Origin of the sequence: Cohnella hongkongensis (assembly GCF_042654645.1) — a bacterium.
GTDB classification, from domain to species: domain Bacteria; phylum Bacillota; class Bacilli; order Paenibacillales; family Paenibacillaceae; genus Cohnella; species Cohnella hongkongensis.
Genome location: NZ_JBHSEP010000002.1, coordinates 186,012 through 202,062, shown reverse-complemented (window position 1 = coordinate 202,062; position 16,051 = coordinate 186,012). Strand labels below are relative to the sequence as shown.

The following is a 16,051-nucleotide window of genomic DNA, read 5'->3' as shown; positions in this document are numbered from 1 at the left end:
GGACTTGAAAAGCGGCTTTAAATTCCGTATCATAGAAAATGGTTATTAGCACTTGAGACAATTGAGTGCTAACAAAATGGCTTCAAGTCCATAAACAAAATTTAGAAGGAGGCTATTTACATGATTAAACCTCTAGGGGACCGCGTTCTCGTGGAACCGAACGCCAAGGAAGAAAAAACGGTAAGCGGCATCGTGCTGCCGGATACGGCAAAAGAGAAGCCGCAAGAAGGAACGGTCGTTGCGGTAGGCATCGGATCGTTGACCAAGGATGGCGAGCGGGTCGCGCTGGAAGTGAAAGCGGGAGATCGTGTATTGTTCTCTAAATATGCCGGCACGGAGATCAAATACGAAGGCAAAGAGTATTTGATCATGAAAGAAAGCGACATCCACGCGATCGTCGGCTAATACTTAGAACACTCGAGGAGGTTAATGAAATGGCTAAAGAAATTCGTTTCAGTGAAGACGCTCGTCGCGCGATGCTTCGCGGCGTGGATACATTGGCGAACGTGGTTAAGGTTACGCTGGGCCCGAAAGGCCGCAACGTCGTGCTGGAGAAGAAATTCGGCTCTCCGTTGATCACGAACGACGGCGTGACGATCGCCAAAGAAATCGAATTGGAAGACGCATTCGAGAACATGGGCGCTCAGCTCGTGAAGGAAGTCGCCACGAAGACGAACGATATTGCCGGCGACGGAACGACGACGGCTACCGTTCTTGCGCAAGCGATGATTCGCGAAGGCTTGAAGAACGTAACGGCCGGCGCTAACCCGATGGTCATCCGCAAAGGCATCGACAAAGCGGTTAAAGCCGCTGTCGAAAGACTGAAGGAAATTTCCAAGCCTGTCGAAGGCCGCAGCAACATTTCTCAAGTCGCCGCGATCTCCGCTGCCGATGAAGAAGTCGGCGAATTGATCGCCGACGCGATGGAGAAAGTCGGCAAGGACGGCGTCATTACGGTTGAGGAGTCCAAAGGCTTTAACACCGATCTTGAAGTGGTAGAGGGCATGCAGTTCGATCGCGGCTACATCACTCCGTACATGATCACGGATACGGACAAGATGGAAGCTGTTCTCGAGAATCCGCTCATCCTGATCACCGACAAAAAAATCTCCAACATTCAAGAAGTGCTGCCGATTCTGGAGAAAGTCGTTCAGTCCGGCAAGCAGCTGCTGATCATCGCAGAAGACATCGAAGGCGAAGCGCTGTCCACGCTCGTCGTGAACCGCCTGCGCGGCACGTTCACTTGCGTTGGCGTTAAAGCTCCGGGCTTCGGCGATCGCCGCAAAGCGATGCTGCAAGACATCGCCGCTCTGACGGGCGGTCAAGTGATCACGGAAGAGCTCGGCCTCGAGCTGAAGTCCACTTCCCTGCAGCAGCTGGGTACGGCGCGTCAAGTGCGCGTGAATAAAGAAAACACGATCATCGTCGACGGCGCGGGCGACAAAGCCGACATCGATGCTCGCGTGAACCAAATCAAAGCGCAAATCGAAGAAACGACTTCCGACTTCGACCGCGAGAAGCTGCAAGAGCGTCTGGCTAAGCTGGCCGGCGGCGTTGCGGTAATCAAGGTCGGCGCGGCTACCGAGACCGAGCTGAAAGAGCGCAAGCTGCGCATCGAAGACGCTCTGAATGCGACTCGTGCGGCTGTCGAAGAAGGCATCGTATCCGGCGGCGGCACTGCGCTCGTTAACGTATACGAAGCTGTGGCAGGCGTGAACGCCGAAGGCGACGAGAAGACGGGCGTCAACATCATCCTGCGCGCTCTGGAAGAGCCAATCCGCACGATCGCCGCTAACGCGGGCCAAGAAGGCTCCGTCATCGTCGAGCGTCTGAAGAAGGAAGCGGTAGGCACGGGCTACAACGCAGCTACCGGCGATTGGGTGAACATGTTCGAAGCCGGCATCATCGATCCGGTGAAGGTGACGCGCTCTGCTCTGCAGAACGCGGCATCCGTAGCGAGCGTCTTCCTGACGACCGAAGCGGTCATCGCCGACAAGCCGGAGAAAGACAAAGCGCCAGCCGCCGGCATGCCGGACATGGGCGGAATGGGCGGCATGATGTAATATAGGCTGAAAAGCCTGTAGCATCAAGGGTTCTTCCTTGGAGGAACGCCGTTTAACCACAATTTGACCACACCGGATTGGCTAGTTAGCAAAACACCTTAGAGTCTGCTGGACTTCGCAGACTCTAAGGTGTTTTGTAATTCTAGGGGGACAACAAATGGATTTTACTTTTGGAAAGCATGAAGGTCAAGCAGTTGCGAGGGTTCTGTTCAAGCCCGATCGATTTGCAACATAACGATTAAAATTAAAGCGTTTTCCACCGAGATACATTGACATGGAGAATCACTCCTTTAGATAAAATATGATGCTGATTTGTTAAACTCCTCTGCCCCTTTTTGATTTTTACTTCCTGCGGGCGCATGGATGTTACAGCGGTCTAACTCCCCTCAAACACTACAAAAATAGTTGAAGATCATAATAGGAAGGAAAATCGGATTGCGGAAGCAAAGGGGGGACCGCGAGATGAAAAAAAAGGGGTATTATCAGCAATTGCTTGTATCCTACTTGCCGATCGTTTTCTGCGTGTTTACTATTCTCGTACTGGTGACGCTGGCGGGCTCGGCATACTTGTCCCAGGAATCGCTAAAGAAGGAAAGCCTGGTGATGGCAAAGTTTGTGAACTCCGCTATCGACAGAGAGGTCCGCTTGAGCGAGCAAGTCATGTTTAACGAACTGCTCGATAAATCGCAGTTTGCTCAACTGGCGCAGTTAAGCCCGGCGCGCGCTTCTTATTATAAGACCTACGAGCTCTCCGTCATGCTGAGAAAGGTCGCTTTAAAGCATCCGATGATTCATTCGATGTACGTCTATCGATTCTCGGATCGATCCGTGCAATCCATGAACGCGACAACAACGCTCGATCAGTACGGCGATCGCGATTTTATTGAGAAGGCTGTCCGATTAACCGAGGCGGACAGAACCGCTTGGAACGGCGTAAGGGATTACAGGGAATTCGATGCCCAGCCGCCGGTTCGGGTCGTGACCTTGGCGCGCTCCATTCCGATCTCTAGAGAGGCGGGCGGGCTTCTCGTCATGAATGTCGGCGTGAACGCCCTGACGGAGCTGGTCGCTCGGCTGACCGATCCGGACAGCACCTATGTGGAAGTGACGGATGCGGAAGGCCGCGAGATTCTCAGATCGGGCCCCAAGCGAGTCAAAGCGACCGCTGTCGATACTTCAAGCTTCACGGGGTATACGATTCGGCTCGGCTACTCCGAAGGCATTCTGAACGGCATTCTGAACACGGCGGCCATTCTGTATGCGGCAGCAGGCTTTATTGTCGTGTGCCTCGGGTTGCTCTGGACGGTATATACCACCCGAAGGAACTATAAGCCGGTTCACGCGATCGTGTCCAAAGTAGACCGGCTTGTGACGAGCGTTAAGCTGCCCTTCGAGAAGAAACCGCATCATGACGAGTTCGGATTTTTGGAACAGGTGCTGGAAAGAATGATCGAACAATCGACGACATTCGAACAGCAGCATATGGAGCATACGTTAATCAAAAGGAGAATCCTGTTTGCCGAGCTGAGGGAAGGAGGATTTTCGGGGACGGCGGAGGAGGCCCGGCAGCAATTGGCGCTGCACGATTGGGATCCGAACCTCGAAGGCTTCCTATTAGCGGTCGTGGAAATGGATGACTATCCGGCTTTCAGCGCGAAGTTCGGCGAGCGCGAGCTGTCCGCGCTGAAGTTCGCCATGTACAACGCGTTGGTCGAGATGGATCATGCAGCGATGCGGCCGCAGCCCTGGGCGGATTGGGTCTCGGCGGATCAGGTCGCCATGATGTATCCGGTTCGAAGGGACGATCCAGCGCAGCAGGAGACAATCGTGGCGGCTCTGAGGCAGGCGCTGATCTGGATCGACCACCATCTGAACATCAAGATCAGCATCGGCCTCGGCAGTCCGGTGTGGGATACGAAGCAAATTTCCGTATCTTACGGGGAGGCCCGGCAGTTGCTGAAATATAAGCTGAGCTTGGGGAAAAACCGGCTGATCGGGAATTGGGATCTCGAAGGAACGGTCCGATCCGGTCATCTGGGGATGATCGTTTCTTCGCGCGACCTTGCCGTCCAGTATCGACTGGCCGTTCCCGATTGGCGGGAGCGGCTCGACGATTGGCTAGACCAGGCGAAGAAACAGCTCGCTCCCAAAGAAGATATCGACATGCTGCTTCAGGGGCTCGTCTACCATATTCGCAGGGAAGTGTCCCAGATGTCGGACGAGATGCAGGTAGTATGGAACGCGGAATTCGATCCGGAGCTGGAACGGGCGATGAAGGAGCAGGCTTCGGCGGAGGAGATGGGCGGCGGCATTCGCGAGATTTTAGTGGCCGCAGGCATTCGCATGGAGGCGATTCGCAAGAGGAACGGACACGCCGAAGCGATGAGCAAGATCAGGGAATATATCGATCGGCATTACGCCGACCCGAACTTGTCGCTCTCGTCCCTTAGCTCCGAGTTTGACATGAACAGCAAGACGTTAAGCAGACTGTTTAAGGAGCAATTTGGCGAGAACTTCGTGGATTATTTAATGAAAAGCAGAATTAACCAGGCGAAGCGGATGCTTTTGGAAACAGAGACGCCTATTCAACAAATTTCCCAGGAGGTCGGCTATCTGAACGCTTTGTCCTTCACCCGGGCATTTAAGAAGATGGAGGGAATTACGCCGTTCGAGCTTCGGAAGGCTGGGGGATTGGAAAGAAAAGCAACGTGAGAATAAGGCATGCTTTGAGAAAAGGGTAGGGTAAGCGGTCACCGATGAGTCCGGGTTCTGCGAAACGGCACGGAAAGTGCGTCTTCGCGGATCCCCGGGCTTTTTTTGGTGATTCAGCAAGTATAAGATTCGTTATCCCGATCTAAATCGCCTCCGATATCAACGTGATCCCGCCGATCCCTAGGACGGCGAGAATATTGCAGGGCAGGGCGAATCTTGGAGGTTGGTTGGAGCCGGAGGGCCGGGTATAGTATGGGCTGGAAGACGATAAAGGAGGAAGCGAGATTGGACTGCGGAATACGGCTAAGCTGCGAGCTTGTCAATAAGTCGGCACACGGTGCGCGGCAGATGCTGCCGGAAGGCAAACGTCTTCCCGCCGGATGGACAGCGGTGCCGATCGGGGCGCGCGGGCAGGAACTGATTCTGACATGGGAACGAACGCGCAGTTTTCCTCGGTTGCGGCTTTCCGCCGACTGCCTGCGTTTTAGAATAACCGTTGCCGTAGAGATGCGCGAGATGCAGCGCATCGAGGTGTTCCTTGCAAGATCGGGAAGCACAATCGGATGGATCGACGTTCGCTGCGCCTATGTGTTTCAGCCATTTGAGCTGGAGATGTCCTTGGAGATGCTGGACGGCATTTATGAGGAAGGCATCGGTCTACGATCCGCAGGGACGGACGATCCGCTTTGGATATTTGACGAATTGGACGGGGAAGAGGAGCGCCAGTCGTTCACTCCTCATCTATGGATGGGCAAGGACGGACGCCGAATCGAGGGCTTCCTGCGGAATATGCAGTCGCTGGCCGCTCTGCAGCCCTTCGGCTGGCTCGAGGGCTGCGTGCTTGACGGCATGTACGATCTGCGCCTGCTGCTGGGAGAGCATTCGATGGAGCAGGCGATCGACCGTCATCTGCGTCAATTTGTCGACGATAGCGGAAGACTTCGATACGAGGACCTGTACGGCCGGCCTTCCGACGGAAGCTTCTCCGGAATCGAGAGCACTTTGCCTGTAGGCGTCATGGCCAAGCTGCATCCGGACTGTCCGTTAGTTCAGGAAGCGGCAGGCTTCTGGCTTGTGCGGAGTCCTGATGCGAACGGATCCGTCACCGACGGAAACACGATTACTGCCGAGGGGGCATACACCGTCGCCTACCCGATGGCTGCGGCAGCTGTCGGATTGCGTCGGGAGAAGCTGGCGAAGATGGCGATCGTGCAGCTGTTGAATAGGCGGGACGCCTTGACGGACGGGCCAGACTTGTACCTGAGAAGCTACGGGGACGGACGCCCGCGCACGTTCCGCAATTGGGCCCGCGGTTATGCCTGGTATATGCTCGGACTCACCCGAACTTGGCTGGAGCTGCATCGCTCGCCGTACGCCGGACTGCCTGGAATGAAGGAGATGGCGGAGGAAATTCGCCGCATCGCGGAGGCGGCCTTGACCCGGAGAGAGCCGGACGGGCTATGGCCGTGCTTTCTTGGAGAACCGGAGACCGGCGCAGAAACCTCGGGTTCCGCCGGCATTGCAGCGGCGCTGGCGTTGGGAGCGAGAAGCGGTCTTCTCGATTCCCGAGCGCTCATGGCGGCGGAAGAAAGCTTGCGCCGGCTCGAAACGCATCTGACGCCGGACGGTTTCCTCTCGGGGGTATCCCAGCATAATGCGGGAGGCGAGGAGCTGCAGCGAGGCGGATATCGCGTCATCTCGCAGATGGGAATGGGGCTGATGGCGCAGCTGTATGCTGCCGTTAATGCGCAAGGCTCCAAAGAAGAAAGGAAAGGTTGATGACGAACGAACCGGTCGACTGCGCCGAACGTTCGAGCTGCTGCGCAAGGATAAATGGATTTATCTGATGGCATTGCCGGGCCTCGTTTATTTCCTTGTTTTCGACTACGGGCCCATGTACGGAATTGTAATTGCGTTTAAGGATTACAACATCTATCAAGGAATTGCGGCCAGCGATTGGGTCGGATTCGATCATTTCACGAAGCTGTTCGAGATGTCCGGATTCCGGCGGGCGCTAAGAAATACGATAATCATCAGCTTCTACCAGCTGATCTTTGTGTTCCCTGCTCCGATCCTATTGGCGCTGCTTCTTAACGAAGTGAGAAACAAGACGTACAAAAAATTCGTGCAAACGAGCGTCTACCTGCCGCACTTCGTATCCTGGGTCGTGATCGGCGGCATTATCTACGCGATTTTATCGCCCACCACCGGCATCGTGAAAGAAATAGCCGGCTGGTTCGGGCACGAGGGAACGATCTTTAACGTCATGGGCAGCCGGGAAACCTTTCGCAGCTTGCTGATCGGATCGAACATCTGGAAGGAAGCGGGCTTCGGCACCGTCTTATATCTGGCCACCATCGCGACGATTGATCCGCATCTGTATGAGGCGGCAAAGGTGGACGGCGCTAAGAAATGGCGGCAAATCTGGCACATTACGCTTCCGGGCCTTCGGACTACGATCGTCATTTTGCTGATTTTTAATGTCGGAAGCTTCTTGAACGCGGGTCTGGAGCAGGTGTTCGCGCTTTATAGCCCGCTAGTGTATGAGGTCGGCGAAATTCTGGATACGTATCTGTACAAGCTGGCATTTAATGAAGCGAAATACGACCTCTCCACCGCCACCGGCTTGTTTAAATCCGTCGTGGGGCTGATCCTGGTGCTGGTTACGAACTCTATCGCCAAAAAGATCGACAGGGAGAGCGGGCTCATCTAGATAAGGAAGGGGATGAAGGCAATCAGACTTGAAAATCTCGGCCAGTGGTCCTTAAATGCTTTCCTGCTAATCATTGCGATCGTGACGCTTTATCCGTTCTGGCACGTTCTGATGTATTCGTTCAGCGATCCGAAGCTGGCTATGGGAGGAGGGCTGTTCCTTCTTCCGCGGGGATTTTCGTTCGACTCCTATGTCAGACTGTTTCAAAATTCGGGAGTCGGGCAAGCCTATTCCAATTCGCTGTTCCGGCTATTCGTCGGCACGCTGGTCAATGTCGTCTTTACGGCGACGCTGGCGTATCCGCTATCGCTTCGGCGTTTCCTCTGGCGGACGCCGCTCACGCTTATGATCTTCTTCACGATGCTGTTCAGCGGCGGCATGATTCCGACTTATTTGCTGGTGAACAGCCTCGGTCTCGTCGATACGTTATGGGCGCTTATCGTTCCTTCGGCGATCAGCGCATGGAATTTCTTCATTATGAAAAATTATTTTCAGAGCGTCCCGCCCGAGCTCGAGGAGTCGGCAAGCATGGACGGCGCTTCGCCGATGCGCGTGTTGTTCTCGATTATTCTTCCGGTGTCGATGCCGGTCATCGCGGCGATCTCCCTATTTTACGGCGTGTTCCATTGGAACTCGTATTTCGATGCGGTGCTTTATCTCCATTCTCAAGATAAGGAGGTGTTGCCTGTATTTCTGCGAACGATGCTGAATTATAGCGCGATGGAATCGTCAAAAGGGCTGGATGACAGCGCGGTGATGGCGAACGTGTCCGAGGAAACGCTGAAGATGACGGCGATCGTAGCATCGATTCTGCCTATGCTGGTCATCTACCCGTTTCTGCAGAAATATTTCGTCAAGGGCGTTATGATCGGCTCTGTGAAAGGTTGAAGCATAGGCAAACTTTCGTCCCCGAAAAACCCCATATGAGGAGGATTACTATGAATAGGAAAGCGTCTTTAAAAGGGTTGAACTTCATCTTTCTTCTGATTCTGTTGTTTGTAACGGCATGCAGCAGCTCCGGCTCAGGCCCTACGGCAAGCCCGGGGGGATCCGCGTCGCAGCCTCCGGCCTCTGCGGGAGCTCCCGCCCAGGAACCAGCCGACTCTCCGACGGTTACGATTCTGATGAAAAGGGATACGGATTTCCCTGAAGATAACCCGGTCATTCAGGAAATTCGCAAAAGAACGGGCGTCAACGTGCAAGTGGAATCCGTCGTCACCGCCGACTACGGCAACCGTCTGAATACGCTGATCGTCAGCGGGAACTCGCCCGACATATTCGAGGTTTCCAAAACGAGCCTGAAGGAAATGGCGGGGAACGGCGTGATCATGCCGCTGGATGACGTGCTCAAATCCAACGGATCAAATCTGTTGGAAAATAAGGGCGAGTACATGAAGGGGCCGGCGGCGGTGGACGGGAAAATCTACGGCATTCCCTACGGCTGGTTTCCGGGCAACGCGCTTGCGATTCGCAAGGATTGGCTCGATAACCTCGGACTGGAAATGCCGGCGACGCTGGAGGAATACGAGAAGGTGCTGCGCGCCTTCGTGAATGACGATCCGGACGGGAACGGGCTGAACGACACGATCGGTCTCGGCTTGACCTTCGGCGCGAACCAAACCTGGACGCATCTCTTTACGGCCTTCGGCGTTCCGTTCACGCGACAAGCGCTGGTCGACGGCAAAGTCGTTCCCTGGATGCTGGCTCCCGGTTACCTCGATGCGATCAAGTACATTAATAAGCTGTATAAAGAAGGGCTGATCGATCCGGAGTTCGCGACGGTGCCGGCGCTGCAATCTTACGAGAAGATATGGAACGGGAAAGTCGGAGCGTACAATTTCAATGCGGACGGAATCACCCAGAACTGGCTTACCCGATATGTTGAAGATCCGAAGCCTGAATTTGCCTACGCCGTCATCAAGGGGCCGAACGGACAAGGCGGCTATCTGAAACCGGTGCTGGAGGACAGCGCCCCATATACGGTGATTTCCGGCAAAGCGAAGCATCCGGAAGCGGCCATGAAGGTGCTGGATTTCCTGGTTAGCGAAGAGGGCTACGCGTTAACCTGGGCCGGGCTTGAAGGCGTGCATCACAAATATAACGACAAAGGCGAATTCGAATGGATTTCTCCTTATGACGATGCCGAACAGCTGCGGAACGAAGGAGGCTATATCTACTCGCGTATTATGTACCGAATCGGCGGCCTTCGCGATCGGCTGTTCAACGAGGTCACGCTCGAGGCGCGCAAGATGGCTATGGAAAATACGATAGACGATGTCTACCTCTATGAATTGCCGAAGATCCAGGAGGAAGTCGGAACGATATTGGACGATATGGAGGTCGAATTCCGGATGGTTGCCATTACCTCGAACGGCGATCTCGATGCGATGTACGAGGACTTCAAGAAGAAGTATTTGGCGGAGGGCGGCAATCAATGGATCGAGCAGGCTACGGAAATCTATCGGGCCCAGGAGAAGGCGGAGAATCCATGAAATCGTCCATCATCGATTGCGATATTCACCTTCCTTCGGTTAAGAGCGAAGTGATGGCCTATCTCCCTCGCCACTACTGCGAACAGATCGAGACCTTCGGGTGGCGGCTCCCGACGCAAGGCTCGATGTATTTGAACGGCGCGAAAGGGGGGATCATGCAGGAGCAGAGGTTTCCTCAAGACGGCGAGACATCAAGCATTCTGTCCTATTTTCAAAAGGAACATTTGGATAAATACAACGTAGACTACGCTATTCTAACCGGAATAGGCGATTACGCGATTACGGCAACGCCGGATCCGGACTATTCCGCCGCCTTGTGCAGGGCCTACAACGATTATGCCATCGACAGCTTTATATCGGCAGACCCCCGGATCAAGGGCTCGATTATGATTCCGAAGTCGGACCCTCTGCTAGCGGCCAAGGAGATTGACCGAATCGGCGCTTGCCCCGGGATCGTCCAGGTCATTGCATCCAATGGGGCCGAGAAGCCTTACGGCAACCGGTTTTACTACCCGATCTACGAAGCGTGCGTTCGCAACCACTTGCCGTTCGCCGTTCATGTCAGCATGGAGGGGATCGGAATCAATCCCCCTCCTACCGGAGTCGGCCGCGTAAGTCATTACGCGGAATATCGGCTGGCGCGCACGCAAATTATGATGGCGCATCTGGCAAGCATGATCTTCGAAGGCGTCTTCGAACGCTTCCCTGCCCTTCAGTTCGTGATTATCGAAGCGGGAATGCTGTGGATGGCCCCTTATCTATGGCGGATGGATCAAGAATGGAAGGCGCTGCGCAGTCAGACGCCTTGGGTGAAGGAGCCGCCGAGCGAATATTTCCGCAAGCACGTCAAGTTCACTTCGCAGCCGATTGAGCTGCCGCCGGATGAGTTCATGCCCTTGTTTCCTTCGCTTCTGCAAGCGATCCATGCAGAGCAGAGCTTGATGTTTGCCAGCGATTATCCGCATTGGGACTTCGATTCGCCGGTCCGGGCATTTCCAAAGCTGGACAACAGCTTGCGGGAACGGATCTTTTATCAAAATGCCGCGGCGCTCTACGGGTTGCCGCCGCGAGGAGAGACGGAGGAGGTCGTATGACCAAGTATTTCGTTGGCAAAGCCTCGGATCTCCCGCCGGGCTCCAAACAAATGATCGAAGCGGGCGGCAGGAGCGTCGGCGTATACAATATTAACGGGACGTACCACGCCATTCGCAATCTATGTCCTCATCAGGGAGCGCCGCTATGCTCCGGCCATACAACGGCTTTGGTGACATCGTCGGGACCCGGCAATTTCAGCTACGAACGTGAAGGAGAGATTGTTCGCTGTCCGTGGCACCAATGGGAGTTCGACATTAAGACTGGACGAATGGTGGTCGATCCGAGGATGAGAACGATGACCTACGACGTATCGGTTGAAAAGTATGACGTATCGGTGGATCAGGAAGATCACGTGTTTGTTCATATCTAAAGCTTGCCAGGCCGGCATCAGGTCTGCGTGAACGGCTCCCCTCCAAGTACGGTTGTTTTCTTAAACCTGTCCGCTTGGAGGGGACTTTGCCGAACAGGAGAGCTCTCTCGTCAATGGCTCTGCTGTGCCGAGACCAACTGCGAGACCTCTTTCCGATTCGCAACGCCCAGCTTGCGATACACGTGTCTGCAATGTCTCTTGGCGGTTTCGGGACTGATGGCCAGCACCTCCGCGATCGTTCGATTGGAGGCCCCTTCGGCAAGCAATTGAAGGACGCGCTGCTCCTGCCTCGTGAGAGCGGACGCGAGGGGAGCGCTGGCGGTCTGCGTCTTCTCCGCGTAGGGCATGCTCTTAAGCAGCTTGGCGGCAAACTTCGCAAGCGCGGGATTGCCCCGCTGTCGCGAGAGTCTGCGATATTCGGCAAGAAGCTCGCCGAGAGCAGCGCCCTCATCCAGAATCAGTTGAACGTATCCGTGCGCATACGCTTCCGCCAAAGCCCCGTCCAGCTTCTCCAACGCCCGCTGAACGTTTCCTTGCTTGCGGTAGATCTGCGCCAGCATGAGGCGGACCTCGATCAGATCCTTCGGGTGATTCGTCAGCAAAGCGATGTGCAGCAGCTGTTCTCCCAACGCCAACGCTTCGGAGGTTTTCCCGTCCCATACGTAGGCTCGCAGCAAGACAAGCGCTTCGAATATTCGGTCGTGCGGGACGGCGGGGAACAGGCGGATGGGGGCTGTCCGCAGCCAATTTCTTACGTGCCGGATATCCTGCTCGCGGATTCTCAGCCTGACTTCTCCGGCATCGACAACCGTCAGAGACTCCCTAAGACCGCGCCGCAGCAGCTGGTGCCGGGCTTCCCGCAGCGCGGCCCAAGCCGCTTCCTTCTCTCCCCTGCTGTACTTCAATTGCGACCACGCCAAGTAGGCGGGAACGAACAGGCCCGGGTTGTCCAGGTCGAGGCCCAGCTGAAGTCCGGACTGCAAATAAGCTTCCGCCTGCTTCAGCCGCCCTTCTTCGTAGCCGCATTCTCCCATGCAAATCAGCATGACGGCGTAAGCCGTATCCTGCCGCCCCCAACGCGGCATGCCAAACTCGCAGGTGGCGCGCGCGGATTTCAGCACGCCGTAATGCCCGTATTTTCCTCGCAGCAGCGAGGCGGTGTAAGGATGGAAGTAAAGCGAGTGGCGATGAAGCTTCCCCGGGCCTTCTAACTCTTCGGCTGCTTGCGCCATATAGTGCAGACCAAGCTCCGTCTCTCTTCGGGAGAAATGAATCATGGAGCGAAGGGCGGCGACGTAGCCGCTGAGCTTTTCTCCGGTCGGCGAGAATGCCGCTTTCGGATTTTCCCCCAGAGTTCCGCTCAGCAGATCGACGATACGTTCGGCGGCGTTAATTCGGCGCGCGTGGATCAGCGTGTCGGCATACATGACCGCGAGTCCGGGGTGCCGGAGCAGTTCCGCTTCCGCGAACTGCTCGAGAAGCGGCTGCAGATTGTGGTCCCTCAACAGATCGGAAGCGTGCTGAAGCAGCATGCGGGCCGCCCGCTCCCGGTGTCCTCCCTCGAGCGCATGCTCGACCGCATAGGCAAGCTGCCCCCTCTCCTCCTCGTACAGGGCGCATGTCAGCTTCAGCGTTTCATAGACGTCCTCGGAAGCTTCACGCAACGTTCGCTGCAAGAAATGGGCGAACATCGGGTGGAAGACGAATTCGCCCGGCCGGTGCCGATCCGGGTACAGATACCATCCGTCCTTAGACAATGCCGCCAGCGTCGGGCGGCTGTCTAGCGCGTCCGTCAACAGCCGGGCGAGCGGCTCGCTTTGCTGAGCGGCGACGGATAGCCGCGTCAAGGCGGGCAGCAGGGAGGAGGGGTCGTCGTGCCGCATCAGATGGCGGAAATAGGTTGTCGTATACTGGGCCGCCCGGTTATGGGCATTCGGCTCGCCTCGCGCATAGTCGCGGTTTCGGATCAGAGGGAGATAAGCGTTCACGCCGACGAACCAGCCTTGCGTGCGGCTTATCAAATCCGCGACCTCCGCTTCCGTCAACCGGACAGAGGCGTGCCGCGACACGTAGTCGAGAAGTTCATGTTCCGTCAGCGCCAGATCCTCGGCGGACAGGAGGCCTCCTCCGTCGGCTTCGGACCAGGCTGTCCCGATGTCGATGTCCCGCCTGCCGGACAGAACAACGTGCAGTTGAGGCGGACTGTACCGAAGGAACAGCGAGAGGAACCGAACAATCTCCGGATTGCGGATCGATTCCGCGCCGTCTATAAGGAGCAGATGATCTCTCTCGAGCCGATCCAGCTCGGCAATCCAGTCTGCCGCAACGGACTCCGGCTCGAGCGCAACGCCTGCGGCGGGCTCCTCCCGAATTCGGTCGGTCCATCGCGCTCGCTTGGCCTCGGACGGAAAGGGGAGCGCATGAAGCAGGTACAGAAGAAAACGGCGCAAATCGTCGTCGCCGGGATCGAGTCGAAGCCATGCGACCGGCTGCCGGAGCCTGCTTGTCCAGCATTGCAGGAGAGCGGTCTTGCCGTATCCGGCCGGGGCCGCGATCAGAGTCAATTTCCGCTGCCAGGCCGCGTTCAATTCGGAATGCAGACGTTCCCTGAACAGCGGTTGGGCGATCGGGGCCGGCGGATGTAGCTTGGCGCGGAGCAGCCGGAGGCTTCCGTCGAAAAATGCGGATGCGGTCATCGTCATTCCCTCATTCCCGGCAGAGTTCGATGCTGTGGAGTCGCTCTTTTTGCTAATCATCAATATATCAGTAATTACATCATTTGGGAACGGATTTTCCGCCGGGAGCGACGGGAAGGCGCATTCGATCAGGGATCGGACGGATTCTGGTCTCGAGACGAGCTCGGGCCGCGGAGGAGCGTTTTAACGGACAGAAGCGGGATAGAGGTACGGGGGCCGGACGGCACGGCAAAGGGGCTGTCTCTCAGGTCATTTCTGGCCTTATGAGACAGCCCCTTGACGTCCTTCTCGTCGAGGAGGCTCTTAATAAGCTTTGCGAGCCCGCTCCTGCAGAACATAGATCGCGAATGCGACGTAACAGAGTCCCCAAGCGACCGAACCGAGGTCGGAGACGACGGGAAGGAAATAGATTCCCGGGTAAAGGATGAACAGAATGAGACACCAGATCGGGTAGACCCGGGCGCGTATCGCCGTGATGGCGAAAGCGACCTGACCGATCAGCGCCAGAGCGGAATTGACGGGAAGCAGCGCGGAGATGTAGTCGTGATCCTCCGGCAATAGGCCCAGCATGTTGTTCCAGACGAGCGCTGCGGTCAACGCGGCGGAGACGCAAAGGATCAAAGTCGCGAGCAGTCCAATCAAGCCGCTTCTCGGCGCCTGATAGAGATAGATTCCGACAATGCCGACTCCCATCAGCACGCAAGCGACGAAGCCGCTGATCAGCTCGGGCATGCTGTTGTGACCCCAAATATAGGCGGACGGCGCCATGCAGATTCGGGCGATTCCTCCAAGCAATGCAACGACAGCCAAGCCTTTAATCGCCTGTTTCACTTCCATGAGAAGGTTCCTCCTTCATTAAATGAGATTGCCGCAGGACCCCCGACGGCAAAGTTCTTCACTTATCGTAGGTCCTAATGTCTCATGCGACTAGTTACGACTTGTCATCATCTTCGTCATCCCTGTCACGATCGCTTTCGTACCTCTATACGACGGGAGCTTCGTTTGCTACACTTTAACCAAAAGGTTGAACTGGAACGCAAAGGGTGGGGTAACTTGATTTCCATCATCATCGTGGATGACCAGAGGCTGCTTCGGGAAGGTCTTCAGACCATTCTTCAGTCCGAAGACGGATTCGAGATCGTGGCGATGTGCGCCAACGGAAAGGAAGCCTTGCAAGCGGTAAAGGAGCATAAGCCGAACGTCGTCCTTATGGATATTAAGATGTCCGGAATAGACGGCATCGACGCGATGAAGCGAATCAAGAAGGAGCATCCCGATACCGTTGTGCTGATGCTGACGACGTTCGCGGAGGATCGTTTTATCGTCGACGCCATGGCGGGAGGCGCCGACGGATTTCTGCTCAAGGATATGTCTTCCAGAATCATCGTTCAGACGATACGCGACGCGATGAACGGCGAAGTGATTTTGCCTGCGCCGATCGCGTCGAAGCTGGCCGCCAAGCTCTCTGTTTTATCCGACGGCAAGGCCGATGCGTTCGACGAGAACAAGCTGAGGGAAAGCGGCTATTCCTTCACGGTTCGTGAGCGGAAGATCATCGAGCTGATGATCGAGGGCTATACGAACCGGCAAATCTCTTCTTCGCTGTTCATGGGGGAAGGAACCGTCCGGAACTATATCAGCATCATTTACAATAAAATCGGCACGAACGACAGACAGGCCGCGATTTCGATTCTGAAAGATTTGCTTCTGGAAGACGCCTATTAACCCCGGCTTCGATCTATAACGTTTCATTTTCGCCGCTTCAGGTCCGCCCGGACTGAAGCGGCTTTTTTGCATGCCTGTCGATAGGCTGCATGTCCGCTGCATGACAATAACTGTGACAGTCTGTAACTATCGGGAGGCGATCAGGTTTCTTAGAATGGGAGTGTTACAAACTGGAAGGGAGCAGT

Annotated in this window: 12 protein-coding genes; 10 read left to right on the top strand and 2 right to left on the bottom strand. The window is 55.7% G+C overall.

Annotation, left to right across the window (positions count from 1 at the left end):
- Window positions 1-120 precede the first annotated feature (120 nt).
- The 9 genes from groES to ACFO3S_RS04130 all read left to right on the top strand — a co-directional run bounded on the left by groES (window position 121) and on the right by ACFO3S_RS04130 (window position 11,445).
- Window positions 121-405, top strand: coding sequence for a co-chaperone GroES (gene groES / locus ACFO3S_RS04170; RefSeq protein WP_378092593.1), 285 nt, complete (start codon window positions 121-123; stop codon window positions 403-405).
- Window positions 406-434: 29 nt separating this feature from the next.
- Complete coding sequence (gene groL, locus ACFO3S_RS04165) at window positions 435-2,063, top strand: chaperonin GroEL (protein ID WP_378092591.1); 1,629 nt, start codon at window positions 435-437, stop codon at window positions 2,061-2,063.
- A gap of 462 nt (window positions 2,064-2,525) precedes the next feature.
- Complete coding sequence (locus ACFO3S_RS04160; protein WP_378092589.1) at window positions 2,526-4,775, top strand: helix-turn-helix domain-containing protein; 2,250 nt, start codon at window positions 2,526-2,528, stop codon at window positions 4,773-4,775.
- A 285-nt stretch (window positions 4,776-5,060) separates the two neighbouring features.
- Window positions 5,061-6,554: a glycoside hydrolase family 88 protein gene (locus ACFO3S_RS04155; RefSeq protein ID WP_378092587.1), complete on the top strand. Its 1,494-nt coding sequence runs from the start codon at window positions 5,061-5,063 to the stop codon at window positions 6,552-6,554.
- Window positions 6,508-7,488 (top strand): ABC transporter permease, encoded by a 981-nt coding sequence (locus ACFO3S_RS04150; RefSeq protein WP_378092585.1) that lies wholly within the window; start codon window positions 6,508-6,510, stop codon window positions 7,486-7,488. Before ACFO3S_RS04155 ends, ACFO3S_RS04150 begins: the two co-directional genes overlap by 47 nt.
- A 12-nt stretch (window positions 7,489-7,500) precedes the next feature.
- The gene (locus tag ACFO3S_RS04145; RefSeq protein WP_378092583.1) at window positions 7,501-8,376 is read left to right on the top strand and encodes a carbohydrate ABC transporter permease; all 876 of its coding nucleotides are present in this window, start codon (window positions 7,501-7,503) and stop codon (window positions 8,374-8,376) included.
- A gap of 50 nt (window positions 8,377-8,426) precedes the next feature.
- On the top strand, window positions 8,427-9,980 hold the full coding sequence (locus ACFO3S_RS04140) for an extracellular solute-binding protein (RefSeq protein WP_378092581.1): 1,554 nt from the start codon (window positions 8,427-8,429) through the stop codon (window positions 9,978-9,980).
- Window positions 9,977-11,074, top strand: a complete 1,098-nt coding sequence (locus ACFO3S_RS04135; RefSeq protein WP_378092579.1) for an amidohydrolase family protein — start codon at window positions 9,977-9,979, stop codon at window positions 11,072-11,074. The genes ACFO3S_RS04140 and ACFO3S_RS04135 overlap by 4 nt, the downstream gene beginning before the upstream one ends.
- Window positions 11,071-11,445 (top strand): Rieske (2Fe-2S) protein, encoded by a 375-nt coding sequence (locus ACFO3S_RS04130; RefSeq protein ID WP_378092576.1) that lies wholly within the window; start codon window positions 11,071-11,073, stop codon window positions 11,443-11,445. The genes ACFO3S_RS04135 and ACFO3S_RS04130 overlap by 4 nt, the downstream gene beginning before the upstream one ends.
- Window positions 11,446-11,555: 110 nt before the next feature.
- Here the strand turns inward: ACFO3S_RS04130 and ACFO3S_RS04125 are convergent, their stop codons facing one another.
- Window positions 11,556-14,141 carry a LuxR C-terminal-related transcriptional regulator gene (locus tag ACFO3S_RS04125; protein WP_378092573.1) on the bottom strand — a complete coding sequence of 862 codons (2,586 nt, stop codon included), beginning with the start codon at window positions 14,139-14,141 and terminating at the stop codon, window positions 11,556-11,558.
- A 303-nt stretch (window positions 14,142-14,444) separates the two neighbouring features.
- A complete protein-coding gene (locus ACFO3S_RS04120) occupies window positions 14,445-14,978 on the bottom strand; it encodes a hypothetical protein (protein WP_378092571.1) in 534 nt (177 codons plus the stop codon).
- 216 nt (window positions 14,979-15,194) lie between these two features.
- Between ACFO3S_RS04120 and ACFO3S_RS04115 the strand changes: the two genes are divergently transcribed.
- Window positions 15,195-15,866 (top strand): response regulator, encoded by a 672-nt coding sequence (locus tag ACFO3S_RS04115; RefSeq protein ID WP_378092569.1) that lies wholly within the window; start codon window positions 15,195-15,197, stop codon window positions 15,864-15,866.
- Window positions 15,867-16,051 lie beyond the last annotated feature (185 nt).